The following is a 26477-nucleotide window of genomic DNA, read 5'->3' as shown; positions in this document are numbered from 1 at the left end:
TCTAATATTTTATAAATTTAATAGCTTGTACATTCAATTGATCTAGAGTTTTGATGGTAAGCACATAAATACCATCGCTAAAGTTTGATAAATCTATAATATTGCTATTAGGTGTATTTGACTTAAATATATTATTACCCATTGTGTCATAAATAGTAATAGACTTGATGGTTTTTAAATCACTAATATTATTTAGTGTTAGTAATTTGGTTGCTTTATCGTATGAAACGAAAACTGCTTTTTTAGTTTTGTCTTTATTGCTTAAAGTGACTTGATCTTGAAAAACTATTGAAAAACGATTTTCATACAAGCCTCTTGCTAAGGTGATTTCAGCAGGGTTTGATTTTATGTCGTGATAACTACCGCTAATATCATCCTTTAGATAAATTTCTAAATCATCAGGCACATATTGCGATTTTTCAATGGCAAATTTATAGTTTCCAGCATCTGTAGCTTTCACAGTAAGTGGTAATTCATCTTCTGAGTTTATAGTAGGTAAGGCTTGAATGGCTAATTTTTCACCATTTAAAACCCAATAAGCATCATTTCGAAAGTCATCAAAAACGATAGCGTCATAGCCTTTGTCATAATCATAGGTGGCATGATTGGCATCGTAACCTAAGCCTAAAATTTTAGTTAGGTTTTTAGGCTCTGTAAAAGAAAACCATAATTTGGTTCGTTGATCACTATTTGTTTGAGACTTTTTATTTGTGGTTTTGTAGAAGATACTTCCGCCATCTGAGTCTTTAGCAAAAGTACGTTGACCGTTATTAAAAGCAAGAACGCCGTCGGAATCAATAGTAACGAAAAAACCTTGTGCAACACTAATGTTAGCTGTTGGAGCTGATTTAGAGGTAGCGCCAGTGCCGCTAGTTAATCCAGAAGTGTCTGGTGTGGCTCCAGAAATTCCCATCATGAGGTTATAAGTGGCATAGCCTCCTTGATAATCTTTTAAATTATGGCTGTTGTTTGTTGTAAAATGCTCCCAAAAATATAATGTACCATCAATTACAGACAAATTATCATTAATAAATTGATTAGCATCTAATGCTGAAGGATATGGGTTTCCCATCAATACGTCATTTCCTGAGGTTACTACTAAATTATAATCCCCGCTGTTAGGCATGCCTCTAAAAATATATTCTTGTTCGGTTGTAGCAGCGCCAGAACCTTTTAATGTAAAACCATCACCAGGATTAAGTACTGTGTTTTCTGTGATTTTTTGCCAGTCATAATAGTTGTTAGTGGTTCCATAAAAAGTGTATAGCCACCTGTTACTTAATGTGATGGGGGAGGTGGAAGGATCTGCATTTAAGTTTGAAGTGAAGTTTAACGTTCCGTTTGAATCTTCTAAAGCACTTATTTGCCATGTTCCTCCATTATTCACAGGCGAACACCAATAATTGTAGTTATGCAGGTTTGTAGTGCCTTGTTGTCTAATGGTTAATTCACCGCTTCCTGAATTAACGTCTGGCCCTGTATGGTTTTGTATGAGTTGTGCTTCGCCTAACAGATTTAAATTTCCGTTAAGGATAATTCTATTTTCGGTTTGTAGTAGAATACCATCGTTAACTTCTAAGGATGCTCCTGAAAGCACTTCAATTTCACGCACTTTGGCATCTTCCGTTAAGGTGGCTGTAGTTCCAGGTAATACCAATAATTTTAAACAAGAATCAAGATTACTAGGCGCCCCTCCAGATCCAGATCCTCCACTAAAACTTGAGCCGTCCCAAACTATTTGATTCGCATAGCGTATTGAGAAGTAATCGTTATCTGAAAAGTTTACGTTGTTAGCGGTTGCCGTATGGTTGGTTGTATCATTGATTAGAGGATAGGTTGTAGGTGATGTAAAGTTAGAATCGCTACTTACAATAAGCTCTAGGTTAGGGCAGGTCATTGCTATTGCCCCTCCAGTTAAAACGATTTCTTTTAAATCAAAAATTACGGTAAGATCATCAATACTTCCTCTTTTGCTTACGCGCCATATAGAGTTTAACTGTTCGGTGTTGTTAGTAGTATTATTACCAAAGTCGTATGTTGGGTTTTTCGTTTCTTCACCCCAAAATAAAAATTCATCATTATCTAAATCAGAGGGGTTGTTTATTCTAACAATACCAGCGCCTTGGGAGTCTGTATGATTACTGCTATCACTAGCCTGGCCGATACCTGCCACATTATGATCAAAATTGCCGTTAGCACTTTTGTCCTGTTTGTAATAGTCTTCAGAAGTTAAAGCGATGTTATATTTTGCCGACAAATAGTTGTTTACAATAATGCGTTCAGCACTACTAAGTGCGTAATTAAAATGTATCAATTCGGCTATTTCTGCACCAAGATGTGCTCTGTAGTTTTTATTAAGTGCACCTATAACTAAATCTTCTTTACTATTAATTATAGAAGAGGAAGTTTCATTTCCAGTAACTAGCAATTGCTGTCCGTTAAACACTTTAGATCGCAGTGACGAAGATAAGGTTCCATCGTAATTAAATTGTAAAATATAATTGGTGTTATTGATGAATTTAGGCGTGTTCGTGGTAACTCTATTATTTTGAGTGTTGATATCTAAATTTAGATTTTGATTTTTATAAAAAAACCAAGTATAGGCATAATCTGCACTTGTTTCAAAGCGAATTCGTTTTCCTAAAATACCACGGGGTTCTTCATCTAGGTTTTTTGGTTTTAACACCGAAAAATAGGTGATTCCTGTAGTTCCATCTAAAATATCAGCATCAGCAACAGTCATAATATCATCAGATCCATCTAGAACAACAGTGGGCATACTGTTTAAAGTACTGGTAGTTGAATATAAAGGTTGCTGCCCCGAAATTGCAGAAGCATCATTACTGTTCCCTGAGGCATCAGGCCAATTGCTTACAGAATCACTGTTTGAAAGTGTTAGGTTGTCTGCTTTTAACCATAAGCCATTTGAGCTGCTGTTGCCAACACCGCCAGGGCCAGTTTGAGAATAACCTAAATTAATAAAAAAGCATAGCATTAGCGCTATAAGCGTTCTGGTATAGTTCATGTCAGTTTAATAAAAGTAAATGAGGGGGATTTACTAGATAGTTAGTCAAGGCAAATATAAGTGAATCATATATTTTAAAAAAAAAGTATTTCATTTGGAGGTTGTCGAGAACTAGAAGTATATTTTTAGCCTAAATTATGCAGGCTTTATTTTAGTGTTAAAAAATGATAAAAAGAACCTAGACCATGCTTTTTTTTACTAAATTTAGATGTTATTTTTAAAAATAAGACAAAGCCTATTAAACAAATCTACTATTACACAACCTAAACTTTTAAGAAATTATGGCTAGAGCAATGATGGAGTACACGAAAACTGTGCTTGATAAAGTGAGTTTCGATTCCAACCTGTTTTGCAAAGAAGTGCAAAAGGCATTACAAAGATTACTACCTTATGAAATTGAAGAGTTAAAAATATTTATTCATTCGTTAGTGCATCAAAACCCAGAATTAAACCAATGTTTAATTTATTTAAAATAAAATTGAAAGCGACCTAAATGGTCGCTTTTTTTATGCATTAAGAAATGTTTATATTTTTACCTAATAAGGGCTAGGATATGATGTATCTGTTTTTAACAGTGACAGATAAAAACTATTTAGGTAGCGGACTAACAATTTGTACATTTTGAAAAGCAATTGCCCCACGTATAATTCCAGATATAACATCCTGTAGGGCTTCTATAATCTGCATTTTCAATTCACTTTTATGATAAATGATACTTACCTCGCGCGCAGGAGTAGGCTCGTTGAAGTAATGTAAATTTTTACTTTCGGTACTTTTTATGTCTAAGGTATGTAAATAAGGAAGTAAAGTCATGCCTAAACCTTCATTGGATAGTTTTATTAAGGTTTCAATACTTCCGCTTTCTAATTGAAACTTATCATCTACATGGTCTTTAAAGGCCTTACACAAATTTAGTACGCCGTCTCTAAAACAATGTCCATCTTCAAGTAATAACATGTCATCCACATCTAAATCTGTAATATCAATTTTATTATTCGTGTGCAAACGGTGGCCATTAGGAATATAGCTTACAAATGGTTCAAAGTAAAGAACACGCTCTTTAATATTTTCATCTTCTAACGGTGTTGCTGCAATAGCAGCGTCTAAATGACCATCTTTTATTCTTGCTATAATCTCTTCAGTTGTTAATTCTTCAATTTTAAGCTTAACCTTTGGGTGTTTTTTGATGAAGGTTTTTAGGAACATGGGTAATAAAGTAGGCATAATGGTAGGAATGATCCCTAGGCGAAACTCACCACCAATAAATCCTTTTTGTTGATCTACAATATCTTGAATGCGATACGATTCATTAACGATATTTCTAGCTTGATTAACTATTTTTTTACCAACATCGGTAAGCTCGATGGGTTTTTTACTACGATCGAAAATTTGAACTTCAAGCTGGTCTTCAAGCTTCTGAATTTGCATACTTAAAGTTGGTTGGGTAACAAAACATTTTTCGGCAGCTTTTGTGAAGTTTTGGTTTTCGGCTACAGCCAAAACATAATACAATTGGGTAATCGTCATCCGTCATCAATTTAGATTATAAAAGTATAAAAACCATCAATAAAACTTATCGATATGACTGTTAATTATAAATTAAATTTGTAGTAGATACAAAAGGATAAATTAATTTTGTAATTAATATAAAAAACACATAAAGATGAAATTAAATAGTATAGGATTAGACACAGAAAAGACTAAAGATTTAGCTGAAGATTTAAACCATTTATTAGCTAATTTTCAAATTTATTATCAAAATTTAAGAGGTATTCACTGGAATATTAAAGGTAAAGCTTTCTTTGATTTACATGTGAAGTTTGAAGAATTATACACCGATGCAAATACTAAAGTTGATGAAATCGCAGAACGAATTTTAACTTTAGGAGCAACACCTTTACATACTTTCGAAGATTATTCCGCGAAAGCGCAAGTACCGGTAGGAAAAAATATTTCTAAAGATGATTTGGCCGTGAGATTAATTGTAGATTCTTTATCTGAATTACTTAAAATAGAAAGAGATCTTTTAGAAAAATCTGACGACGCCAGTGATGAAGGAACCAACTCAATGATGAGTGATTTTATTACCGAACAAGAAAAAACGGTTTGGATGATGAAAGCCTGGTTAAGTGAAACCGTATAGAACAAAAGAAATAACAGCATTAAAAGGGGGCTCAAGTTTGAGTTCCTTTTTTATGCAATCTTATTTTTATAAGTATTTAGTTATATGATTTTGAACTCGTTATTATTTGTGGGATCTTCGATTTCAAAATGCCTTTATACTGGTGGCTTATGCTTATGAGAAGCTGAATCAAGTTCAGCTTGACGAAAAGTTGTCTTATAGCATGCCGCGCGCTTTAATTTCTAGATACTTATTAATCGTATCGATAGTCAGATGTTCTGGCGTAGTTAAAATTGAGTGAATACCGTACTTTTTAAGTTCGTTTGCTATTAGGCGTTTTTCAAACTCAAATTTTTCAGCAATGACCTTGTCGTAAACCTGCTGAACAGTTTCAGCTTTATTCGATATCATTTGGTTTATTTCTGTGTTTTTAAAGAAAATAACAACGAGCAAATGGCTTTTAGAAATGGCTTTTAAATAGGGTAGTTGACGCTCTAAACCGTCTAAAGTTTCAAAGTTTGTGTACATTAAAAGCAGACTACGATTGGTGATGTGCTTTTTAATGTTTCCATATAAACGGCTAAAGTCACTTTCAAAATAATCGGTTTTCACATTGTAAAGCGCTTCTAGAATGAGGCGCATTTGTGAATTTCGACGCTCGGCCATCACCACATTTTCAATATTTTTTGAAAATGAAAACAGCCCCGCTTTATCATGTTTTTTGAGAACAACATTACTGATTACTAGAGAGGCATTTATAGCGTAATCCAATAAACTTAAGCCGTTAAAAGGCATTTTCATCAAGCGCCCTTTGTCAATTATGGAATAAACCGGTTGCGATTTTTCATCTTGAAACTGATTGACCATCAATTGGTTTTTCTTCGCTGTGGCTTTCCAGTTTATGGTGCGTAAATCATCTCCCAGAACATAGTCTTTAATTTGTTCAAATTCCATGGAATGTCCAAGACGGCGTACTTTTTTTAACCCGTAATCCAATGAATTTTTATTGATGTTTAGAAGTTCAAACTTTTTTAATTGCTTAAAACTGGGGTAGGTTGGAATTTCGCTTCCTGTATTAAATGTATAACGCTTGGCAACTATTTTTAAAACGGAAGCCGCGTAAATGTTCAAATTTCCAAACTCATATAAGCCACGTTCGGTTGGTTTTAAATGATATGGAATGGTTTCCGATTTGCGTGAGGCAATTATTTTATTAATTTTAAAATCACGAACCTGAAACTGTTCTGGAATTTCATCAATAATTTCAAGATGAATGGTAATCGGGTAGTGGTTTTTAACTTCAATTTCAACCAAATTTTGATCACCATTAGAAAATTTATCAGGTAAAATTCTGGAAGCCTCAATATTATTTTTTCCTATGAAAACAATAAGAATATCAAGAATAAATAATACAACCAAAACTAAAATTGAAAGCTGTGCTATAAAGAACAACATCGGAACAAAATAACTTAAAGCAAACAAAACCACAATGCCTATTCCGGCATAAAAAAATCGAGGTTGTATGTAGAATGGTTTAAACATTTTTTTTGTTATTGGCTGTTGACTGTTGACTGTTGACTCTTGACTTTTGACCTTTGATAGTTGACGTGAATCTCTGCGTATCTCTGTGAAATAACTTCATGTCATAGCTCCTATGCATAATATCCTAGCGAGGAATCTCCACCGTTTCAATAATTTGTTTTATAATTTGCTTACTTGAAATGCCTTCCATTTCACGCTCTGGTGTTACAATAACACGATGATGTAAAACTGGAATAGCGGCACGTTTAATATCTTCGGGTGTCACAAAATCTCTTCCGCTCATGGCAGCAAAAGCTTTACTCGCTTTTAAAATAGCAATCGATGCTCTTGGTGATGCTCCCAAATATAAAAACTGATTACTTCTGGTAGCTACGATTAGTTGTGCAATGTATTTGATCAGGTGTTCTTCAACAAGAATTAGAGTGACTAGGTTTTGATATTTTATAATTTGTTCTGCTGTTAAAAACGAATTGATTTCGTCAATTTTCGTTTTATCTTTTAAGGCATGTTCTCTGCTAATAATTTCAATTTCTTCTTCTAAATTAGGATAATCAACATCAATTTTGAAAAGAAAACGATCTAATTGCGCTTCAGGTAATCGGTAAGTTCCTTCTTGCTCTACTGGGTTTTGAGTGGCTAACACCATAAAAGGGGAATCTAATATAAACTTATTGCCATCGATGGTAATTTGTTGTTCTTCCATAACCTCAAACAAGGCTGCTTGTGTTTTTGCTGGCGAACGGTTTATTTCATCAATAAGGATCATGTTTGAAAAGATAGGCCCTTTTTTAAACTCGAATTCAGAGTTTTTTAAGTTAAAAACCGAGGTTCCTAGAATATCACTAGGCATTAAATCTGGCGTAAATTGAATTCTACTAAAACCAACACTTAATGATTTAGCCAATAGTTTCGCGGTTACGGTTTTTGCAACACCAGGAACACCTTCAATTAATGAATGGCCTTTGGCTAAAAGTGAGGCGATTAGCATGTCTACCATGTCAGACTGTCCAACGATGACTTTACCAACTTCAGCTTTTATATTCTGAACACTATTTTGTAATTCAGATAAATCCAAACGGTTTTGAAACTGCACATTATTACCACTTTCTTGATTGTTGGGAATAGCGTTTTCTGATGTGTTTGGTAAATAATCTTGATGTCCTTGCTGTTCTGTATTTTCGTCCATAATTATTTTGAATTAAAGGCTTCTATAAGTTTGTTTAGTTTTATGAGTTGGGTTTCTGTAACGTCATTTTGCGTTTTTAACCAACTTATATAATTTATTAATGCTTTGACTTCTTCTCTTTTTTTGCCAGCTTTTGAAGCTAATCGATCTATAAAATCATCATCTAAAATACTGGTGTTTAAATGAAAATCGGTTCTGATCTTTTCTAAAAAGTAAGTGATTTTTTTGTCAATAAGGTTTTTATGGTCTTTGGTTTCAAAGTATAAATTAGAAACTGTTTTCACAAAAGCGACTGATGTGTTTTGCAAAGGCGTGATGATTTTAATAATGCGTTGTCTACGTTTAGCGTTAAAAATCATAAACAAAATCGCAAAAATGACCGCTGTATACCAAGCCCATCTAAAGGACTGTTGTTCTAAAAACCAATTGAGGTTCGATTCTTTTTCAACCTCTGCATGGTAAGGCGTTTGCATTTTCGTGAAGGAATCAAAATAGATGTCATTTTCGGGCAAATAAGATAATATACCTTCAACATATCGATATCGGTTTTCTTTTAAAAGATTGTAATTCGTGAATGCTTTAGGTTCAGTGTGTAGATAAATGGTGCCTGTTCCAAACGGTATTTTTAAAAAATTGGCATGTTTATAATCTATCTTGGAATGGCCTAATACCGTATATTTTCGTTTGCTGAAGCTTGAAAAGTATGAGTCTCCAATGTTTTTATCAATTTTGATGTTGTCAAGGTTAAGTCCTTTTAATGACAGACTTGAAATGCTGTCTTTTGTGTTTTTTATAAACGTGGTCTCAATACTTAGAGTGTCTAAAATTTTTTGCGGAAAGCTGTAATCTGAAATAAAAAGCGTGTTTCCTGAATCAGTAAAGTGTAATAATTCATCGATAGATTCTGGTAATAAATAATCTGAGTTCCCGATAATAAGATAACTGCCTTCAGCAACAAATTCACCATAAAGCCCATCGGAATGTGCTTTTAAATAACTATCCGGCTGATGGTAAACTGTTCTTACTTTATGGTCTTTAAAAAGTTTAGGGAGTTCTTGGTATAAAATACTTGTGCCGTAAGGCTTGTTGCTTCTTTCGTTATAAGATTCTGCCCAATCTACAGTTTTGGTTCGTGAAGCACTGGAAATTATGGCAGCCATAATAACGAGTACCACTATGATTAGGGTTATTGGTAAAATTTTTCTCATGATTTTACCTGTTTTAAGAATGTTTCGAAATTGCTTTTAGCCTTGTCGTAAGTCTCAATATCTACAGGGAATTCTCCATACCAGATGTAATTGTATAAATACGAAATATAACCAAAGTCTTTACCAAAAGCTGTGTTGTGAAGTTCGCTTAGATATTCAGAATTTGTTTTGTCGTCTTCAAATTTTATAAGGTTATTAATGCTAAGCGTTTTTAAAACTAACAAATAATAGTATCGAATGGCTAAGCGGTAGTTTGCGTCTTTTTCAGCATGATTTATTAAGCTTTTAATATCTGCATTTTCAATGTTTTCAGCCGTAATATCTTCATTAGTATTAATAGATTTATTTCTTTTTGAAGTGAACAAGCGCGTGCCACCTTCTTTAAAAATCATGTAAACTAAAAAGATTACGGCTAGGGCAATGGCTAGATAGAAAAACCAGCCAATTGGGCCTAAATTGATGTTTAAATTGTCTTGGTTGTTTTCTTCTTCTGGGGTTTTGTCTCCTAATTCGTTGCCTTTTTCTCCTTTTTGGTAGGCGTTATAGTCGCCACTGCCTTGTTTTATAGATCTTACAACAGCTTTTCCTTCATAATTAAATCGAGAATCTGAATAGCGTGTTTTAAAATCAGCATCAAAATGTCGAAGCTCTTCAGGTTCTTGAGTTATAGGCAAGCAAAAGACCATTTGATGGCAGCAAAGCATCAAAACCAAAAGAATAAAAGTGTAAGGTGTAGTTAGTTTCAAGCAGGTAGTAGTGTTGTAGATGAGATTTGGGTAATTTTCTTCTGAATTTTAAAAGGGTAAATTAAATAATAATACGCTATTAAACTTAAGGTGCTTAAAATAATTAAAACCGATAGCCAATGTGGCATCACGTTGGAATATCGTGTAACAAAACCTTCTAAAAAGCCAGCAGCAAAGGTAAAAGGAAAGGTGCTAATGAGTATTTTAACGCCCGTTTTTGCACCAATTTTAAACGAGGTGTATCTAGAGTGGGTTGCCGGAAATAGTATACTGGCTCCCAAAATTAAACCCGCAGCAGCTTCAATGACAATGGCAAATATTTCCATCGAGCCGTGAATCCAAATGCCGCGAACACTTTCCCAGAACACGTTTTTTTCATAAAAAAAGTATTGAAAAGACCCTAGCATAATACAGTTTTTAAACATGATGTATAAGGTTCCAATACCTAAAAATACGCCTAAAATAAATGCGATAATGCCAACTTTAAGGTTGTTGATGGTAATACCAATAAAGCTTCCCCAATTACTGCCACTTTTATAAACGGCAACAGGATCGCCAGCTTCGATGTTTTCCAAAGACATGTTTACATAATGATCACCTAAAATAGAGCGTACAAATTCACCATCGTTCGCTGCTGAAATAACCCCTACAAACGTAAAAGCAAAAAAGATGATAAAGACGGTATAAATAAATTTTCGATATTGAAAACAAATAAGAGGTACTTCGGTTTTCCAAAAAGAGACGATTCTGTTCGTGTCCTCGCGTTTGGTTTTGTAAATTTTCTGGAAAGCTTTGGCTGCAAGTTGGTTGAGGTAGGTAACGACCTTGCTTTTGGGATAATAGGTTTGTGCGTAGGCTAAATCGTTTACCACATGAATGTATTGTGTAGCCAGTTCATCTGGGTTTTCAAAGGCGTTATTGAAAATAGCATTTTCAAAACTTAACCATTTTTCCTTATTTTGCTTGATGAATGAAACTTCCCTCATATATTTGATAAATTAAAATATAAAATGTCAGAGTTACAAATTAACACCACGCAAAATGTAAAAATAAGCTTCAATGCTGCTGGGTCGGGGGAGCGATTATTGGCTTTTGTTATCGATATGGCAATAAAAATAGGTTATTTAATGGTGTTGAATAAGACCTTTGGTGCTTTTGAGAATATGGATGAATGGTCTCAAATGGCAATAAATACGCTGCTAGGTTTTCCTGTCATGTTTTACACTTTGGCCTTAGAGTCTATGTTTAACGGACAAACCTTAGGGAAGCGAATCATGAAAATAAGAGTGGTGAAAATTGATGGCTATCAAGCCTCGTTCTCAGATTATGTGGTGCGATGGTTTTTTCGAATAGCAGATATTTATATTTTTGGTTTGGGCTTTTTTGTGATGTCCATGAACAAGAAAACACAACGTATTGGTGATATGGCAGCCGGAACCGCTGTTATTGTGCTAAAAGATCAGGTGAATATAAGTCATACTATTTTAGAAGATTTAGCCGATAATTATAAGCCTACATACCCAAATGTGATCAAGTTATCTGATAACGATGCCCGTATTATTAAAGAAACGTTTCAGACTTCAAAACTGACGAATGATTATAAAACTTTAATCAAATTACGTCAGAAGATTATAGAGGTGGCGGGCATTAAAGAGGTGAAGCAATCGTCTGATATGGAGTTTATAAAAGTTATTTTAAAAGATTATAATTTTTATACTCAAAATATGTAAATGAAGACTACTTTTGCGCCGCGAAAGTAAATAGCTAAATAATAGACTTTCCCTAAATTAATTTAAGAACGTATTTAATTAAGGACTAACTATGTTTTATATCATTGAGGTTTTTGGAACTGCGGCCTTTGCAATATCAGGCGTTTTAATTGCTTTAAAAAAGCGAATGGATTTTTTCGGAATTATAATTATCGCATTTGTAACCTCGGTTGGAGGTGGTACCCTGCGCGATATACTCATTGGTGTTGCGCCTGTGAGCTGGATGAAAGATATTCTTTTTACTTATGTAATTTTAGGGGCTTCGGTTTTTGCTATTATTTTTAGAAGCAAGCTTAATTATTTACGAACTTCACTCTTTTTATTTGATACCATAGGTATAGGTTTATTTACCGTAGTTGGTGTAGAACGTGCTATTAGCGTAGGTTTACATCCCTTAAACTGTATAGCCATAGGTACGATAACAGCTTGTTTTGGTGGTGTTGTTCGTGATGTATTGTGTAATGAAATCCCTGTGATTTTTAGAAAAGAAATTTATGCAACAGCTTGTATCTTAGGAGGAATCACTTACTTTATATTGCAGTACTTACCAATTGAAGGTAATTTTATATTTATAATCGCTGGACTTGTGGTTATTATTGTGCGCTTATTAGCTGTGATTTTTAAAATTGCACTGCCTAATCTGTATGGTAATACAGGAGATTAATTCCTTGTAAAATAGTTTGGGTTAATCTATAATTTTCACATCGCGTATATAAATATTTTGATTAGGCCAATCGGCGCCGTCAGTTTCCACACCGGCAATTTTATCAACCACATCCATGCCTTTTATCACATGTCCGAAAATGGTGTAATCGCCATCTAAAAAATGAGCGCCACCTTCTTGTTGCACGATGAAAAACTCGTAAGGTGAAGCAAGTTTATGTGGGTTATCAATGTCGCTACTTGGCATAGAAATAACGCCTCGGTCATGCTTAAAACCACGTTTTGTGTCTGGCGGAAGCAGATACTTACCAATATAGTGTCGTTTTCTAGACGTTTTTTTGTCGTCACTATTTCCGGCTTGAATCATAAAATTATCAATCACACGGTAAAACTGCGTGCCATTAAAATACTTTTGCTTGGTAAGCCATATAAAATTAGAGCGATGAAATTTTGTTTCATCGTATAGTAGAATGTCTATATCACCAAAATCTGTCGAGATTCTTACCTTGTTTTCTTTATGATGTTTGTCGTACTCCAAGAAGAAATCCATCGCGTTTTTTTCGGTAAGCTTGGGGAATTCTCGCTTTTTAACCTTGGAGTTCGCGCTTTGTTTTTCAGTTTTTTCTGTTGTGGTTTCTACTTTAGTTTCAGGTGTATTTTTCTTTTTACTTTTTTTATCTTCACAATTTAGAAGAAGAAATAAAAAACAAAAAATAAGTTTAAACTTCATTAATAATAATTTTGTTATTCACTGAAAATATCTTCAAATGAATTTTGATACATTTTTAAAAGCGCTTTCAAAAATAGAAAATATACCGATATTAGGCGAAGCATCGCACTTTAAAATGGTGCCATCCTTCCGTCATGAATTTCTTCGAAACCAAGAAGTAGCCATAGAAAACGCAAAATTAGCAGGTGTTTTAGCCCTATTTTACCCTAATAACGCTCATGAAACGTATTTTGTTTTAATCCTACGGAACACTTATAAAGGCGTGCACTCTGCCCAAGTCGCTTTTCCTGGCGGAAGATATGAAGATGAAGATGCTTCACTAAAAGAAACGGCTTTACGTGAAACTTTTGAAGAAGTTGGCGTGCCAATGGAACATATGAAGGTGGTTAAAAAGTTGTCTCAAGTTTACATTCCACCAAGTAATTTTTATGTACAGCCTTTTGTTGGGGTTACGCATAAAACACCTAAATTCAAGAAACAAGCCGATGAAGTAGAATCAATTATAGAGGTGTCTTTAAGTGACTTTTTAGATGATAGTTTCTTGGTGACTAAAAAAGTTAAAAGTTCTTACAGTCTTGAAGTTGAGGTGCCAGCGTTTAAATTAAATGGTCACATTGTTTGGGGAGCGACTGCAATGATGTTAAGTGAAATTAAAGACCTGTTAAAAGAACTCATATAATCTATGAGATTTACTACATTTGCACCACCAACTGAAAAATTGAAGAAGGATTTATGGGATTGCTTAAAAAAAATCCATTCGGACACATATTAATATTTAAAAAATGGCTGATTAGAATATTCGGCCTGCTTACTCATAGACGTTTTAGAGGGTTTAACGAACTTCAAATTGAAGGTTCTGAGGTCATTAAAGGGCTGCCTGATACAAACGTATTATTCATATCAAACCATCAAACTTATTTTGCAGACGTGGTATCGATGTTTCACGTATTCAACGCCAGTTTAAGTGGTCGTGTAGATTCGATTAAAAACGTGGGCTACATTTGGAATCCTAAATTGAACATCTACTATGTAGCGGCAAAAGAAACCATGAAAGCTGGTTTATTACCTAAGATTTTAGCTTATATGGGGTCGATTAGTATCGAAAGAACATGGCGGTCTGAAGGTAAAGATGTTAACCGACAAGTGAAAATGAGTGATATTTCTAGTATCGGAAAAGCACTTGATGACGGCTGGGTAATCACATTTCCGCAAGGTACAACCACACCTTTTAAACCGGTTAGAAAAGGTACAGCACACATTATAAAGCGTTACAAACCTATTGTAGTGCCTATTGTTATTGATGGTTTTCGTCGTTCTTTTGATAAGAAAGGTTTACGTATTAAGAAGAAAAATATTCTTCAGTCTTTTGAGATTAAGGAACCTCTAGATATTGATTACGATAACGATTCTACAGACGATATCATTACAAAAATTGAGTATGCTATCGAGCAACACCCTTCATTTTTAAAAGTGGTTCCACAGAAGGAATTAGAAGCACTTGAAGCTTTGAATAAATTAAGAGAGTGGTAATTAACCGCTAGAATTTTAATTTCTTAAAAAAGCTTGATGCAAACGACCGACGTACAGGAACAACTATTTTCAAATTTAAAAACCTATTTCGGGTACGATAGTTTTAGGGCGCAACAACAAGACATCATTGAAACGGTTTTAAGCAAAAAAGACTGTTTGGTTATTATGCCAACCGGTGGCGGAAAATCGATTTGTTTTCAATTACCAGCATTAAGTTTTGAGGGGGTTACCTTGGTGATTTCGCCATTAATCGCGCTCATGAAAGACCAAGTTGACGGTTTAAATGCTAACGGTATTGCAGCTTCTTACTTTAATAGCAGTCAGAGTGCTAGTGAACAACATGACATTATTGAACGTGTTATTACGGCTGATTTAAAATTGCTTTATGTGGCTCCAGAAAGCCTAGCCGCACTTCAAAATATTATTACTGAAAAATATATTAGTTGTGTCGCCATTGATGAAGCGCATTGTATTTCGTCGTGGGGTCATGATTTTAGGCCTTCATATCAGCAATTAGGATTTCTAAAATCCACACTTCCAAATACGCCTTTTATCGCTTTAACTGCCACAGCCGATAAAGCCACGCGTAGTGATATTGCAAAACAATTACGCATAGAACACGCCCAACAATTTATTTCGTCTTTTGATAGACAAAATATTGAATTGGAGGTGCGTCCTGCCGATAATAGAATTTCTCAAATAGTAAAATTTATAAAGAGAAACCAAGGCCAATCTGGAATTGTATACTGTTTAAGTCGGAAAACGACCGAGCAATTAGCGAAAAAACTGAAAACCAACGGCATTTCCGCGAAAGCGTATCATGCGGGTTTAAGTTTTGACGAACGCTCTAAAGTTCAGGAATCCTTTATTTTTGATAGAACACAAATTGTTTGTGCTACAGTCGCCTTCGGGATGGGTATTGATAAATCGAACGTCCGCTGGGTCGTGCATTACAACATGCCCAAAAATATTGAAGGCTATTATCAGGAAATTGGTCGTGCTGGTCGCGACGGACTAAAATCTCATGCTTTATTGTTTCATAGTTATGCTGATGTGATTCAGCTACGGAATTTTGCCAGTGGCGCTTCAAATGAAGCGTTTCAAATTGCAAAACTAGACCGTATGAAACAGTTTAGCGAGTCGACTACCTGTAGAAGAAAAATTTTACTGAGTTATTTTGGGGAATTACTCGCTGAAAATTGCGGAAACTGTGATGTGTGTAAAAATCCGCCACAAATTTTCGATGGTACCATCATCGCTCAAAAAATACTCTCTGCCGTTTATCGCTTAAAAGAATCGGAAGCCATAGGTATGATTATCGATGTACTTCGTGGTTCGCAAAATGCAGCGGTTTTAGATAAGGGCTATAATCAACTGAAAACTTTTGGTATTGGTAGAGACATCGCGTATCGCGATTGGCAGCACTTAATCATCCAGCTTATTAATCAAGGTTTTTGTGAAATTGCTTTTCATCAAAATAATGCCCTTCGGCTTACCGAATTTTCAAAAAAAGTATTGTTTGAAGGCGCAAAGGTAGCCTTGACTAAACCCGTTCATATTCCGGAGCCAAAGGTTAAAGAACGCGTTAAACGCAAACCAAAAGCTGCACCAAAAACACGTGTTAAAAAACGTGAGAATACTTTATTTGAGCGTTTAAGGCAATTGCGATATAAAATTGCTTTAGAAGAAAATATTCCTGCTTATTTGATTTTTAGTGATGCCACTTTAAAGGAAATAGAGCGCGAACGCCCATTAAGTGAAGATGATTTTTTAAGCATCAGTGGGGTAGGACAGCGTAAACTTGAAGTTTATGGTGATGAATTTATTGCTGAAATTTTAGATTTCATGGGTTCAAAAGTCAAGAAGCCTAAAAAGAAAGCCACGCATTTGGTCACTTACGATCTCTATAAAAACGGACTCACCATTGAAGAAATTTCTGTAGAACGCAAGCTCTCAACTACAACTATTTACTCCCATATAGCAAAACTTCACAGCACAGGTAAAGCAGTAAATATTTACGATTTTGTATCTAAAAGTGAGGTGGAAGCGGTGAAAAAAGCAAAAACAGACTTAGATGCCCCAACAGGATTGAAGCCTTATTATGACCACTTGAACGGCGATTTAGATTATTTTAAAATTCGTTTGGCTTTGAGTGTGGTTGATAAAAATTAATTTTGAATACCTTTATATGTAATGAACGTAGCGAACGTCACCCTGAACTCGATTCAGGGTCACACAAAGAAGCTCAAGTTTATTTATGTTGAAATCAGATTTCATCACTATATATTACTAAAAAGCGGTGTCTGATTTCTATGAAGTAACCAAACAATTTTGAATATTTAATAATTAGTCACATCGAGCGCAGTCGAGATGTGTTTCAATTACGAACACCGACCTCGACTGCGCTATCATTGACATGATAAGACCCTTCAGGTTTTAAAAACCTGAAGGGTCTGCAAAACAAAAATTTAAAAGACGTCAATATCTCCGTTATTCAAATTTTTTGTAGTGGGGCTCAGCCTGACTTTCAATTAAAAATTAACTTTAAGGTGTTTTCCAAGTTTTTAAGTAAATTTATCCCATGGTAGAAGATCAAAATTTCAACAAACAAGATTTTACAGAAAACAGACTGCCGCATGGCGATTACGAATACTGTACTTTCTCTAATTGTAATTTTTCAAATGCTTTTTTAAACGGTATTCGTTTTTTAGAATGTGAATTTATAGATTGTAATTTGAGTTCCACAAATATCACGAATACCACATTTCAAGACGTGACCTTTCAAGACTGTAAAATGTTGGGGTTGCATTTCGAGTCTTGCGATACGTTTGGTTTCTCTGTTCTGTTTAATAATTGCAACTTAGATCATAGTTCTTTCTATCAAATGGATTTAAAAACCACCGAGTTTTTAGGTGTCAACCTTGGCCATGTAGATTTTACCGAAGCAGACTTAAGTGGCGTGGTTTTTAATGACTGTGACCTCAAACAAGCTGTTTTTAGCCGAAGTATTTTAGAGCGTACGGACTTCAGAACCGCCATAAATTACAGTTTGAACCCTGAAAATAATAAAATGAAAGGCGCTAAATTCTCTTTGGAAGGTGTTTCAGGGCTTTTAAGTCATCATAAAATTGAAATTGAGTAGTGTTTTAGCTTATTAGAGATTTTTGTTTAAAAGATTAAAGTTTATACTTCTTATCGCTTGTCTTATCTTGTATTCAATGCTAACAGGTTTTGGTGAATTTTATCTCTGACCTTAATGTTTATTGTACTATTTCTTTAACAATTCAAGTTCATCAATCATTTCATCAATCTTTGTGGTTAATCGACCGTATATCAAATAATTTGATAGTTTGAAACAGCAAACACCGATGAAAGAACATGCTATTAAGAAAATAACAGAAGCTGTGATTAATTTTGTTAAGGAGTAACTTTCCAATATGTATTCTAATTGATTTGATTCATAAATGTATATACAGAACCCGATATAGGCTATAAAAGGAAGTCCAATACCTAAAAGTTGTGTATAGAATTTTACATTATTTTTTATCATGATTTGAATTTTATTTAAATACATAAAGCATGATTCACTTGTGTTTATGGTGTTCAAAAATTGTAGTCGTTGCCTATTTAAAAAGAACATGGCTAGCATTAATGAAGACATGTATAATCCCAATACAGGTTTCGAGCTTAGTACCAAAAAGATTAAAGTAACTACGGCAATAGGAATGATACTCCAGTTGTCTTTCTTTGAGGCAGATTTTAATTTATCGACGGTTAATATTGATTTTTGATTATATAGGTCTACGATTACAGGAGGAATTAAGTGTTTGTCATCTTGAAATCCTTTGCTCCAAATTTCTTCTATTGATTTATCCATTGATTTGTTTTTTTATTCGGTTTTTAATTCTTGTTATTTTTACGCCTATAGAATTACTATTTGTTCCCATGATTTCAGCAATTTCTTTATAGGACTTCTTTTCTAGGTAGAGCAGAATAATTCCGCGGTCTATTTCTGGTAACTTTTTTATGATGTCATACAGTTTTGCTATATCTATGGTGTAATCTTTTACGGCTTCAGCAGAATCTGATTGATTTGAAAATTCGTTATATGATTCCTCAAAGCTATTGGTGTCCTTATATTTTTTTTGCTTTCTTAATAATGAAAGACATACATTTAAAGATATTCTGTATACCCAAGTTGACCATTCAGATTTGTTTTCGAAATTTTCCCTGCTTTTCCATATTTGCAAGCATACCTCTTGGTAATAATCTTCATAATCTTCTTGAGAATTAGAATAAGCTCTACAAATTTTAATAATTATAGCACTGTATGGTAAGATATAGGTTTTATAAAAGTCTGTACTCACGGTGATGTTTTCTTGGTTAGTGTCAGTACTATGTTTTTATTACACTTGTTTTTTTATTCAATAGCTTGAAATTAAAAAAATAAGATGCATGAATACTGAAAATTAAGAGGTTGAAAAGGATGTGTTCTTTGCAAAATAAGCATTAATATTCAATAGTACTTTAGCATCAATTCAATTTATAGTAGTATCATAAATAATTCTTAGAGAATATTTAAAAAGAAGTAAAGGAGTTGTAAATTTGAACTGAAAGTAAAAGATTTCGTTTGTATTGAAATCTAATTCCGCGAAAGCGAAAACAGACAAAAAAGTATTTATGAAACTAGTGATATCTCCGGCAAAATCCTTAGACTTTGAAAGCGAATTGCCTATAAAACAACATACAGAACCTCAGTTTTTAAAACAATCAGAGCGTTTAAATAAATTACTGAAGAAGAAATCGGCTAAAGATTTATCAAAACTCATGAAAATTTCTGATGCTTTAGGGCAATTAAATTATGAGCGCAACCAAGATTGGGAATTACCTTTTACAAGCGACAATGCCAGGCCTGCGGTTTATGCCTTTAACGGTGATGTGTACCGTGGTTTAGATGCTTACACGGTTCCCGAAGATAAAATAGAAACCTTGCAAAATACCGTTCGAATTCTTTCCGGGTTATACGGGGTTTTAAAACCTACGGACTTAATACAACCTTACCGCTTAGAAATGGGGACTAAATTCCCTGTTGGTGTTAATAAGAATTTATACGAATTTTGGAAAAAAGACATCACCAAAGCGCTAAACGAAGAATTAGAAGATGATGAGCTGTTTTTAAACTTAGCCAGTAACGAATATTTTAAAGCGGTTGATAGCAAAGCCTTGAAAGTTCCTGTTGTGACTGCAAATTTTAAAGATTTTAAAAACGGCGAATACAAAATAATTGCCTTTTATGCTAAAGCTGCTCGCGGATTAATGGCGCGTTACGTGGTAGATACCAATGCTAAAACCATTGATGATTTAAAAGGTTTCAACTACGAAGGTTATGGCTTAAGCGAAGAAATGTCTAAAGAAAACGAATTGGTTTTTATTAGATAAAACATATAAAGAAAGCGCGATCTATTTAGGTTGCGCTTTGTTGCCAATGCCAATTTTACTTTCTATTGAAGGCTTCTTTTTAATTCGAGGGCGTCTCACCCCAAAAGTGCCTCTGTATATTTTGCCACGTTTCGTTTTTTTATCTCCTTTTCCCATTTTATAAATTGTTTTTTCGCTTTCGCGGAATTGTGCTGAGGTTAAAAATTAACTTTACAGCGTTGTTGTCTGTTCGAGCGCAGTCGAGAACTTTTCGTTGTGAATAATTGGATCTCGACTGCGCTAGATCTGACATTTTCGATCGTCATACAGCTTAACATTCCATTAAAAATTCAACTTAAAAGTACAAAACTAGCTACTAATCTCTATAACTTAAAATAACAAAATTTAACACAACAACAAGTATTTAGGCGCAAATGGTAAAATTAGCTGTACATTTGCCCTCTTAAAGAAGTAGACTATAAATTTTTGTATGTGTGCTTCATAAACAAAATATATGTCATTTCAATCTTTAGGCTTATCTGATGCCTTGTTAAAAGCAATTAGCAAAAAAGGATACACAACACCCTCTCCAATTCAACAAAAAGCAATACCTCCAGTTTTAGAAGGACACGATGTTTTAGCATCGGCGCAAACAGGTACAGGGAAAACGGCAGGTTTTACTTTGCCGCTTTTACATATACTTTCTGAAAATCCGAAAGAAAAATACAGACCTATTCGTGCTTTAATTTTAACGCCAACGCGTGAATTAGCAGCGCAAGTGTACGCGAATGTTAGAGAATATAGCGAGTTTTTAAACTTACGAAGTGCCGTTATTTTTGGTGGTGTAAACCAGAAACCGCAAGCTGCAACCATCCGTCAAGGCGTTGATGTTTTAGTAGCCACGCCGGGACGTTTGTTAGATTTACAAAGTCAGGGCTTATTATCGCTTAAACGTGTTGAGATTTTTGTGCTCGATGAAGCCGACCGTATGTTAGATATGGGCTTTTTAAGAGATATAGAAAAAGTAATTAAAAGTATGCCTGAGAAACGTCAGAATTTGATGTTTTCAGCTACCTTTTCCAAAGATATCAAGAAGTTAGCTCATGGGATTTTAAATCATCCTGTTCAAGTGGAAGCTACTCCTGAAAATACAACGGTGGAAGCGATTTCACAAAAGGTGTACCGCGTTGCCAAAGGATCTAAAACAGGTTTAATTACGAAATTAATTTCTGATGGAAACTGGAAACAAGTTTTAGTGTTTACAAGAACAAAACACGGCGCGAATAAACTTTGCGAAAAATTAGATAAAGCAGGAATTACTGCGGCTGCCATCCACGGAAATAAAAGTCAGGGTGCAAGAACCAAAGCTTTATCAGGGTTTAAATCTGGGCGTGTTCGCGTTTTAGTGGCTACTGATATTGCGGCCAGAGGATTGGATATTCCGTTATTGCCTCACGTGATTAACTTTGAATTGCCTAACGTTTCTGAAGATTACGTACACCGTATTGGTAGAACTGGTAGAGCAGGAGCGAAGGGTGAAGCGATATCTTTGGTTTCAGCTGATGAAACGACGTTTTTAAGAGATATTGAAAAATTAATTGATATCAAATTACCTGTAGAAATTGTTGAAGGTTTTGAGCCAGATCCAAATGCTTCTACAGCGCCTATAAAGCAAGGTCAAGGTCGTCAAAATAGAGCGCCTCGTAAATCGAATTCTAAAAGTTCAGGAGGAAACTCAGGAAATTCTAGTAGAAGTTCTTCTAGAAATTCAGGAGGAAGAAGCAATAAGTCAAGACGACCAAATCGTAGTAGCGATAAAAGAAGTTAAGCCATTTTGAAACAAGTTTTAAAAGATAAGATTCTAGAAGTTTGCGATAAGAAAATTGCCGCCAAAGGTGAAAACGTTGGTATTTCGTTTTATGCATTTTTTAAAAATAAAAATGATAACCCTGAATTATTAATGGAAGCTGCAACCTGGTGGATTGAAACGCATCAGTTAGACCATTTTGAAAAAGCTGTAAAAATTAAACAATTAGTCCTTGGAATCACAACCAAATAACCCGTTGCATGGCGTAAAGCTAGAACAAATCATTAATGACTTGGTGGCGCATTACGGTTGGGAATACATGGGATACAATATAAAAATTAGATGTTTCACGGAAAACCCTTCCGTGAAGTCTAGTTTGAAATTTCTTCGTAGAACACCCTGGGCGAGGACCAAGGTGGAAAATATGTATTTAAAGATGCTGAAAAATAAGCGGTGATGCTGGTGTCATTCCGAGGCATGAGGAATCTTATAACAATAAGCATGTTGATTTTGACCTTGTTGTCAGTTCGAGCGCAGTCGAGAACGTTTTGCAATACGGCTATATCGACGTGATTTAAATTTTGCAGACCCTTCAGGTTTTAGAAACCTGAAGGGTCTTATTGTTTCAGGAGTACAGGCCTGAAAGTTTTAATGTAAAAAGCAACCAATCTCGACTGCGCTCGATTTGACATGCTACTGAAAAATTAATTTAAGTGTGTGATTACTCGCTGATTTCTATGTGATTAATACACTATTTAAAAACCACCGGAATAATTTCGCCTTTAGCTAAGCAATATTTTTCAATAGTGTCTTCAGGAAGCTTTGCTGTATAATCGACTTCTTCAACCGTAAATCCGATGCTTCTAAGTTTATCGAAATAATCACGACCATAAACACGCACATGGTCGTATTGTCCGAATATTTTAGCGCGTTCTTTTTTATCGGTAATCGAATCATCTTCAAAAGTCACGGCTCGATCTAATTCCTGCGGAATCTGAAAAATACCCATGCCACCTTTTTTCATCACTCTAAAAAGCTCTTGCATGGCTTTGGTGTCATCAGGGATATGTTCTAAAACGTGATTGCATAATATCAAATCGAATTCGCCATCTTCAAAAGGCAGGTTGCAGATATCAGCTTTAACATCAGCAAGCGGCGAATTTAAATCTGTGGTCACATAATCTAAGTTTGTCATTTTTCTGAAGCGCTTATAAAAAGCTTGCTCAGGAGCAAAATGTAAAACTTTTAGATTTTCGGTAAAAAACGTGGTATCGTTTTTAAGGTATAACCAAAGTAAACGGTGACGTTCTAAAGATAAGGTTGAAGGCGATAATACATTGTTGCGTTGGCTCCCGTAGCCGTAAGGTAAGAAGGTTTTAAAACTTTTCTCATCTATGGGATCGGTGAAGTTCGTGCCTTTTAAATAGGACGCCAAAACAGGACGAATAACGTAGCTCAGCCTGATTAGTAGAGGTCGAGGTATGATGTTTAGGATTAATTTGAAGAGTTTTTTCATAGCTGTTACACGGAGATGCTCAGAGGAAACACAGAGTTTCGCAGAGAGCTTACTCGAGAGTGTTTATGAGTCTTTTAATACCGTTTTTCAAAAGTTTACTGTTAAAGTTTAAAAGTAAGCCAAAAGGGTAGTTGCCCAATTTCATATAAGTTAGAATCTGAGCTGTATGGACATCGGTAAAACGTTCAACTGTTTTTAGCTCAACGACAATATTTTCAACCAATAAATCAATTCTGTAACCATGATCTATTTTAATACCTTTATAAATAACAGGTAGAACTACTTCTTTTTTAACAGAGTACCCCAGTTTACTTAATTCATAAAAAAGACATTCTTGGTAAGCCGATTCTAACAGTCCAGGACCTAAAGTTTTGTGAACTTCAATAGCTGCTCCAATAATATTTTCCGTTATTTTATCGTAGCTCATACTAATATTTCTCTGTCACTTTTTTTGTGAAGTCTTTGTGGCTCTCTGTTTTTGTTCTGATTAGTTCATTTATAGCCTAAGTATTTCTCCGTGTCTCTCTGTGAAACCTCTGTGAATCTCTGCGTAATAGTTTAAAAATTAAAGCACTAAAGCTTCACGTCTAAACTCATCCTCTTCATTACTTTCAATTCCTAGAGCCTCATAAATATATCCAAAGGTAGATAATAACTCAGGTTTACCATCAACAAGGGCTACATCATGTTCAAAGTGCGCTGAAGGTTTATTATCTAAAGTCGTAATCGTCCAACCATCTCTATGTTGTTTGATGCGTTGTGTTCCAAGGTTAATCATCGGTTCGATGGCAACCACCATACCGTCAACAAATTTCTTTCCGCGACCGCGTTTACCGTAATTCGGCATTTCAGGATCTTCGTGCATCGTACTTCCTAAACCGTGGCCCACCAATTCACGTACCACGCCATAACCGTGATCTTCACAATATTTTTGAATGGCAAAACCCACATCGCCAACACGATTATTAGCTTTAAATTCTCTAATCCCTACGTATAAAGATTCTTTTGTTACCTGAAGTAATTTTTCGGTTTCAGGAGCGATTTCACCAATAGCAAAAGTGTAGGCGTGATCACCGTAAAAGCCATTTTTTAAAGCCCCACAATCGATAGAAATAATATCACCTTCTTTTAGCGGATCACCATTAGGAATACCGTGTACCACTTGTGAATTCGGACTCATACAAAGGGTGTTCGGGAAATCGTATAACCCTAAAAACCCTGGGATTGCCCCGTGATCTCTAATGTGTTCTTCGGCAATTTTATCTAATTGGAGCGTCGTTACACCTGGCTTAATGTGTTTAGCAATTTCACCTAAAGTCTTCGACACGATTAAAGCACTCTCGCGCATTAACTCAATCTCTTCTTTTGTTTTAACAATAATCATAATTATAAATATAGGACTGCAAAGGTACTTAATTTTAGCGATTCTTTTTTAGTGTTTTAACTGACATTTGACAGCTTTTAGACTACCTGATTTGAGTAATTTTGCAGTCTAAAACAATAGGATATGTATAAAGTTGTTAGCGTACAGGATGCCGTAAAAGTTATAAAAAGTAACGATCGTGTTTATGTGCAAGCTGCTGCGGCTGCTCCGCAATTATTATTGCAAGCCATGACCGATAGACATGAGGAGCTTCGAAATGTTGAGGTTTGTCATTTACATGTTGAAGGTGATGCGCCCTACGCCAATCCTGAACTCCGTGATAGTTTTCATGTGAATTCTTTTTTTATAGGAAAGAATGTGCGTCATACGATTGCAGCTGGAAACGGTTCTTATACACCTGTTTTTTTAAGTGAATTGCCTTTGCTTTTTAAACGTAATATCGTGCCATTAGATGTAGCGCTTATTCATGTTTCTGTACCAGATAAACACGGTTACTGCTCTTTAGGTGTTTCTGTAGAAGCTACTTTAGCTGCTATTGATAACGCCAAAACAGTGATCGCACAAGTCAATGAAAATATGCCAAGAACTCATGGTGACGGTTTGATTCATTATTCTGAAATCGATTTGTTCGTGGAAGGTAACGTGCCAATTCCTACGCATATTTATGGTGAGCCAAATGCTATAGAAAATAAAATAGGGGATTATATCGCTAATTTAATTGAAGATAGAAGCACTTTGCAAATGGGGGTAGGGAGTATTCCTAATGCGGTGTTATCGCGATTAAAAAGTCATAAAGACTTAGGGCTTCACACCGAAATGTTTTCCGATGGGGTGATTGATTTAATTTTAGATAATGTGATTAACGGAAACTATAAAGGTGTTGGTCCCGGACGTGCCTTAACCACTTTTGTCATGGGCTCTAAACGTTTGTATGATTATATAGATGATAATCCTTTTGTTGAAATGCGTTCTTGTGACTATACCAATGAAGTGGCTGTTATTAAGCAAAACCCTAGAATGGTAGCAATCAATTGCGCTTTGGAAGTAGATGTAACTGGACAGGTTTGTGCCGATTCCTTAGGATCGAAAATGTATTCTGGAGTTGGAGGGCAACTTGATTTTATGAGAGGTGCTGCTTTAAGTGAAGGCGGAAAATCGATTATGGCTTTGCCTTCTACGACTTCAAAAGGTATTAGTAGAATTGTGCCGGCTTTAAATCACGGCGCAGGTGTTGTAACAACACGTCCTCATGTGCATTATGTTATTACTGAATATGGTGTTGCTAATTTGTTTGGAAAAACAATTAAAGAAAGGGTGAAAGCTTTAGTGAATATCGCACATCCCGATCACCGTGAAACTGTAGATAAAACTTATTTTGAGTTAACTCGAAATTAAATTGAGAAAGTATTACTTGAATAATCCGAAAAAACCTTTTTTCTTTTCAGGGATAGGGGCTGCGGTGTTGGTTAGTTTCTGATAAACTTCACCCCAACCAATGAAACCACCAACATTTCTGTCGTCTATAAATAAATCGGCGTTAATTTTACGGCTTACAGAATTATCATATTCTTCTTCAGGAAAACTGTTGTTTACGGCATAAAAAACGATACCATTTTCTTCGCAAAATTTTACAGCGTCATCTAATCTTGAGCCACATCTGTAGGTCCATAAAATCAAACGGTGCCCATCTTCTTGAAGCTTCTTGAGGGTTTCAAAAGCAAAAATCATAGGTTTTCCAACTTTAGGGTAGGCGTCTTCAACTATGGTGCCGTCAAAATCGACAGCGATAATTAACTGATTACTAAATGTCATAAATAAAGTTAAGCAAAGA

General features: G+C 35.0%; 28 protein-coding genes. 13 read left to right on the top strand and 15 right to left on the bottom strand.

Annotation, left to right across the window (positions count from 1 at the left end):
* Position 1: 1 nt before the first annotated feature.
* Positions 2-3025 (bottom strand): T9SS type A sorting domain-containing protein, encoded by a 3024-nt coding sequence (locus Q4566_RS09075; protein ID WP_303420338.1) that lies wholly within the window; start codon positions 3023-3025, stop codon positions 2-4.
* 281 nt (positions 3026-3306) lie between these two features.
* On the opposite strand from Q4566_RS09075, the gene Q4566_RS09070 reads away from it, so the two are divergent.
* A complete protein-coding gene (locus Q4566_RS09070) occupies positions 3307-3501 on the top strand; it encodes a hypothetical protein (protein ID WP_303420336.1) in 195 nt (64 codons plus the stop codon).
* Positions 3502-3613: 112 nt separating this feature from the next.
* On the opposite strand, the gene Q4566_RS09065 is transcribed toward Q4566_RS09070, so the two are convergent.
* A complete protein-coding gene (locus Q4566_RS09065) occupies positions 3614-4552 on the bottom strand; it encodes a LysR family transcriptional regulator (RefSeq protein WP_303420334.1) in 939 nt (312 codons plus the stop codon).
* 136 nt (positions 4553-4688) lie between these two features.
* Here Q4566_RS09065 and Q4566_RS09060 point away from each other — a divergent pair, with 136 nt between their 5' ends.
* A complete protein-coding gene (locus Q4566_RS09060; RefSeq protein ID WP_303420332.1) occupies positions 4689-5168 on the top strand; it encodes a Dps family protein in 480 nt (159 codons plus the stop codon).
* A 195-nt stretch (positions 5169-5363) separates the two neighbouring features.
* On the opposite strand, the gene Q4566_RS09055 is transcribed toward Q4566_RS09060, so the two are convergent.
* The 5 genes from Q4566_RS09055 to Q4566_RS09035 all read right to left on the bottom strand — a co-directional run bounded on the left by Q4566_RS09055 (position 5364) and on the right by Q4566_RS09035 (position 10815).
* Positions 5364-6689, bottom strand: a complete 1326-nt coding sequence (locus Q4566_RS09055; protein ID WP_303420330.1) for a DUF58 domain-containing protein — start codon at positions 6687-6689, stop codon at positions 5364-5366.
* 124 nt (positions 6690-6813) lie between these two features.
* Complete coding sequence (locus tag Q4566_RS09050; protein WP_303420328.1) at positions 6814-7875, bottom strand: MoxR family ATPase; 1062 nt, start codon at positions 7873-7875, stop codon at positions 6814-6816.
* Positions 7876-7877: 2 nt separating this feature from the next.
* Entirely contained in the window at positions 7878-9083 is a 1206-nt protein-coding gene (locus Q4566_RS09045; RefSeq protein ID WP_303420326.1) for a DUF4350 domain-containing protein, read from the bottom strand.
* Positions 9080-9829 (bottom strand): hypothetical protein, encoded by a 750-nt coding sequence (locus Q4566_RS09040; RefSeq protein ID WP_303420324.1) that lies wholly within the window; start codon positions 9827-9829, stop codon positions 9080-9082. The genes Q4566_RS09045 and Q4566_RS09040 overlap by 4 nt, the downstream gene beginning before the upstream one ends.
* Positions 9826-10815, bottom strand: coding sequence for a stage II sporulation protein M (locus Q4566_RS09035; protein ID WP_303420322.1), 990 nt, complete (start codon positions 10813-10815; stop codon positions 9826-9828). The genes Q4566_RS09040 and Q4566_RS09035 overlap by 4 nt, the downstream gene beginning before the upstream one ends.
* 24 nt (positions 10816-10839) lie before the next feature.
* Here Q4566_RS09035 and Q4566_RS09030 point away from each other — a divergent pair, with 24 nt between their 5' ends.
* Together Q4566_RS09030 and Q4566_RS09025 are read left to right on the top strand one after the other, a co-directional pair.
* Positions 10840-11559, top strand: a complete 720-nt coding sequence (locus tag Q4566_RS09030) for an RDD family protein (protein WP_303420320.1) — start codon at positions 10840-10842, stop codon at positions 11557-11559.
* A gap of 91 nt (positions 11560-11650) precedes the next feature.
* Positions 11651-12262 carry a trimeric intracellular cation channel family protein gene (locus tag Q4566_RS09025; protein WP_303420318.1) on the top strand — a complete coding sequence of 204 codons (612 nt, stop codon included), beginning with the start codon at positions 11651-11653 and terminating at the stop codon, positions 12260-12262.
* A gap of 21 nt (positions 12263-12283) precedes the next feature.
* Here the strand turns inward: Q4566_RS09025 and Q4566_RS09020 are convergent, their stop codons facing one another.
* Entirely contained in the window at positions 12284-12991 is a 708-nt protein-coding gene (locus tag Q4566_RS09020) for a peptidylprolyl isomerase (protein ID WP_303420316.1), read from the bottom strand.
* A 37-nt stretch (positions 12992-13028) separates the two neighbouring features.
* Between Q4566_RS09020 and Q4566_RS09015 the strand changes: the two genes are divergently transcribed.
* From Q4566_RS09015 to Q4566_RS09000, 4 genes are all read left to right on the top strand, one after another.
* Positions 13029-13670: a CoA pyrophosphatase gene (locus tag Q4566_RS09015; protein ID WP_303420314.1), complete on the top strand. Its 642-nt coding sequence runs from the start codon at positions 13029-13031 to the stop codon at positions 13668-13670.
* Positions 13671-13723: 53 nt separating this feature from the next.
* A complete protein-coding gene (locus tag Q4566_RS09010; protein ID WP_303420312.1) occupies positions 13724-14521 on the top strand; it encodes a 1-acyl-sn-glycerol-3-phosphate acyltransferase in 798 nt (265 codons plus the stop codon).
* A 36-nt stretch (positions 14522-14557) separates the two neighbouring features.
* Entirely contained in the window at positions 14558-16693 is a 2136-nt protein-coding gene (recQ, locus tag Q4566_RS09005; RefSeq protein ID WP_303420310.1) for a DNA helicase RecQ, read from the top strand.
* Positions 16694-17102: 409 nt separating this feature from the next.
* Entirely contained in the window at positions 17103-17663 is a 561-nt protein-coding gene (locus Q4566_RS09000; RefSeq protein ID WP_303420308.1) for a pentapeptide repeat-containing protein, read from the top strand.
* Between the two features lie 126 nt (positions 17664-17789).
* On the opposite strand, the gene Q4566_RS08995 is transcribed toward Q4566_RS09000, so the two are convergent.
* Both Q4566_RS08995 and Q4566_RS08990 read right to left on the bottom strand, forming a co-directional pair.
* On the bottom strand, positions 17790-18398 hold the full coding sequence (locus Q4566_RS08995; protein WP_303420306.1) for a hypothetical protein: 609 nt from the start codon (positions 18396-18398) through the stop codon (positions 17790-17792).
* On the bottom strand, positions 18391-18888 hold the full coding sequence (locus tag Q4566_RS08990) for an RNA polymerase sigma factor (protein ID WP_303420304.1): 498 nt from the start codon (positions 18886-18888) through the stop codon (positions 18391-18393). The genes Q4566_RS08995 and Q4566_RS08990 overlap by 8 nt, the downstream gene beginning before the upstream one ends.
* A gap of 313 nt (positions 18889-19201) precedes the next feature.
* Here Q4566_RS08990 and yaaA point away from each other — a divergent pair, with 313 nt between their 5' ends.
* A complete protein-coding gene (gene yaaA / locus Q4566_RS08985; protein ID WP_303420303.1) occupies positions 19202-19960 on the top strand; it encodes a peroxide stress protein YaaA in 759 nt (252 codons plus the stop codon).
* A gap of 21 nt (positions 19961-19981) precedes the next feature.
* Here yaaA and Q4566_RS08980 read toward each other — a convergent pair whose 3' ends face one another.
* Positions 19982-20116 carry a 30S ribosomal protein THX gene (locus tag Q4566_RS08980; protein ID WP_303420301.1) on the bottom strand — a complete coding sequence of 45 codons (135 nt, stop codon included), beginning with the start codon at positions 20114-20116 and terminating at the stop codon, positions 19982-19984.
* Between the two features lie 337 nt (positions 20117-20453).
* Here Q4566_RS08980 and Q4566_RS08975 point away from each other — a divergent pair, with 337 nt between their 5' ends.
* The 3 genes from Q4566_RS08975 to Q4566_RS08965 are packed head-to-tail and all read left to right on the top strand — an operon-like array spanning position 20454 to position 22203.
* Positions 20454-21767, top strand: coding sequence for a DEAD/DEAH box helicase (locus Q4566_RS08975; RefSeq protein ID WP_303420299.1), 1314 nt, complete (start codon positions 20454-20456; stop codon positions 21765-21767).
* A gap of 6 nt (positions 21768-21773) precedes the next feature.
* On the top strand, positions 21774-21998 hold the full coding sequence (locus Q4566_RS08970) for a DUF6500 family protein (RefSeq protein WP_303420297.1): 225 nt from the start codon (positions 21774-21776) through the stop codon (positions 21996-21998).
* On the top strand, positions 21979-22203 hold the full coding sequence (locus Q4566_RS08965; protein ID WP_303420295.1) for a VF530 family protein: 225 nt from the start codon (positions 21979-21981) through the stop codon (positions 22201-22203). Before Q4566_RS08970 ends, Q4566_RS08965 begins: the two co-directional genes overlap by 20 nt.
* 294 nt (positions 22204-22497) lie before the next feature.
* On the opposite strand, the gene Q4566_RS08960 is transcribed toward Q4566_RS08965, so the two are convergent.
* From Q4566_RS08960 to map, 3 genes are all read right to left on the bottom strand, one after another.
* On the bottom strand, positions 22498-23262 hold the full coding sequence (locus Q4566_RS08960) for a class I SAM-dependent methyltransferase (protein WP_303420292.1): 765 nt from the start codon (positions 23260-23262) through the stop codon (positions 22498-22500).
* Between the two features lie 49 nt (positions 23263-23311).
* A complete protein-coding gene (locus Q4566_RS08955) occupies positions 23312-23689 on the bottom strand; it encodes a GxxExxY protein (RefSeq protein ID WP_303420291.1) in 378 nt (125 codons plus the stop codon).
* Between the two features lie 138 nt (positions 23690-23827).
* The gene (gene map, locus Q4566_RS08950) at positions 23828-24646 is read right to left on the bottom strand and encodes a type I methionyl aminopeptidase (protein ID WP_303420290.1); all 819 of its coding nucleotides are present in this window, start codon (positions 24644-24646) and stop codon (positions 23828-23830) included.
* A 123-nt stretch (positions 24647-24769) separates the two neighbouring features.
* Between map and Q4566_RS08945 the strand changes: the two genes are divergently transcribed.
* Complete coding sequence (locus tag Q4566_RS08945) at positions 24770-26041, top strand: acetyl-CoA hydrolase/transferase family protein (protein WP_303420289.1); 1272 nt, start codon at positions 24770-24772, stop codon at positions 26039-26041.
* 12 nt (positions 26042-26053) lie between these two features.
* Here the strand turns inward: Q4566_RS08945 and Q4566_RS08940 are convergent, their stop codons facing one another.
* Positions 26054-26458: a BT0820 family HAD-type phosphatase gene (locus tag Q4566_RS08940; RefSeq protein WP_303420288.1), complete on the bottom strand. Its 405-nt coding sequence runs from the start codon at positions 26456-26458 to the stop codon at positions 26054-26056.
* Positions 26459-26477 lie beyond the last annotated feature (19 nt).

Source organism: Tamlana sp. 2_MG-2023, assembly GCF_030548465.1.
Taxonomy (GTDB): domain Bacteria; phylum Bacteroidota; class Bacteroidia; order Flavobacteriales; family Flavobacteriaceae; genus Pseudotamlana.
The sequence above is the reverse complement of the archived record's forward strand: the minus strand, read 5'-3'. Positions and strand labels throughout refer to the sequence as shown.

Excerpts from the sequence above, each read along its gene's own strand:
- Q4566_RS08980 (WP_303420301.1), bottom strand. The coding sequence starts at position 20,116 with ATGGGAAAAGGAGATAAAAAAACGAAACGTGGCAAAATATACAGAGGC.
- Q4566_RS09050 (WP_303420328.1), bottom strand. The coding sequence starts at position 7,875 with ATGGACGAAAATACAGAACAGCAAGGACATCAAGATTATTTACCAAAC.
- Q4566_RS09025 (WP_303420318.1), top strand. The coding sequence starts at position 11,651 with ATGTTTTATATCATTGAGGTTTTTGGAACTGCGGCCTTTGCAATATCA.
- Q4566_RS09065 (WP_303420334.1), bottom strand. The coding sequence starts at position 4,552 with ATGACGATTACCCAATTGTATTATGTTTTGGCTGTAGCCGAAAACCAA.
- Q4566_RS08945 (WP_303420289.1), top strand. The coding sequence starts at position 24,770 with ATGTATAAAGTTGTTAGCGTACAGGATGCCGTAAAAGTTATAAAAAGT.
- map (WP_303420290.1), bottom strand. The coding sequence starts at position 24,646 with ATGATTATTGTTAAAACAAAAGAAGAGATTGAGTTAATGCGCGAGAGT.
- Q4566_RS08975 (WP_303420299.1), top strand. The coding sequence starts at position 20,454 with ATGTCATTTCAATCTTTAGGCTTATCTGATGCCTTGTTAAAAGCAATT.
- yaaA (WP_303420303.1), top strand. The coding sequence starts at position 19,202 with ATGAAACTAGTGATATCTCCGGCAAAATCCTTAGACTTTGAAAGCGAA.
- Q4566_RS08960 (WP_303420292.1), bottom strand. The coding sequence starts at position 23,262 with ATGAAAAAACTCTTCAAATTAATCCTAAACATCATACCTCGACCTCTA.
- Q4566_RS09075 (WP_303420338.1), bottom strand. The coding sequence starts at position 3,025 with ATGAACTATACCAGAACGCTTATAGCGCTAATGCTATGCTTTTTTATT.
- Q4566_RS09070 (WP_303420336.1), top strand. The coding sequence starts at position 3,307 with ATGGCTAGAGCAATGATGGAGTACACGAAAACTGTGCTTGATAAAGTG.
- Q4566_RS09000 (WP_303420308.1), top strand. The coding sequence starts at position 17,103 with ATGGTAGAAGATCAAAATTTCAACAAACAAGATTTTACAGAAAACAGA.
- Q4566_RS09035 (WP_303420322.1), bottom strand. The coding sequence starts at position 10,815 with ATGAGGGAAGTTTCATTCATCAAGCAAAATAAGGAAAAATGGTTAAGT.
- Q4566_RS08955 (WP_303420291.1), bottom strand. The coding sequence starts at position 23,689 with ATGAGCTACGATAAAATAACGGAAAATATTATTGGAGCAGCTATTGAA.
- Q4566_RS09030 (WP_303420320.1), top strand. The coding sequence starts at position 10,840 with ATGTCAGAGTTACAAATTAACACCACGCAAAATGTAAAAATAAGCTTC.
- recQ (WP_303420310.1), top strand. The coding sequence starts at position 14,558 with ATGCAAACGACCGACGTACAGGAACAACTATTTTCAAATTTAAAAACC.
- Q4566_RS08940 (WP_303420288.1), bottom strand. The coding sequence starts at position 26,458 with ATGACATTTAGTAATCAGTTAATTATCGCTGTCGATTTTGACGGCACC.
- Q4566_RS09055 (WP_303420330.1), bottom strand. The coding sequence starts at position 6,689 with ATGTTTAAACCATTCTACATACAACCTCGATTTTTTTATGCCGGAATA.
- Q4566_RS09060 (WP_303420332.1), top strand. The coding sequence starts at position 4,689 with ATGAAATTAAATAGTATAGGATTAGACACAGAAAAGACTAAAGATTTA.
- Q4566_RS09010 (WP_303420312.1), top strand. The coding sequence starts at position 13,724 with ATGGGATTGCTTAAAAAAAATCCATTCGGACACATATTAATATTTAAA.
- Q4566_RS09020 (WP_303420316.1), bottom strand. The coding sequence starts at position 12,991 with ATGAAGTTTAAACTTATTTTTTGTTTTTTATTTCTTCTTCTAAATTGT.
- Q4566_RS09045 (WP_303420326.1), bottom strand. The coding sequence starts at position 9,083 with ATGAGAAAAATTTTACCAATAACCCTAATCATAGTGGTACTCGTTATT.
- Q4566_RS08995 (WP_303420306.1), bottom strand. The coding sequence starts at position 18,398 with ATGGATAAATCAATAGAAGAAATTTGGAGCAAAGGATTTCAAGATGAC.
- Q4566_RS09015 (WP_303420314.1), top strand. The coding sequence starts at position 13,029 with ATGAATTTTGATACATTTTTAAAAGCGCTTTCAAAAATAGAAAATATA.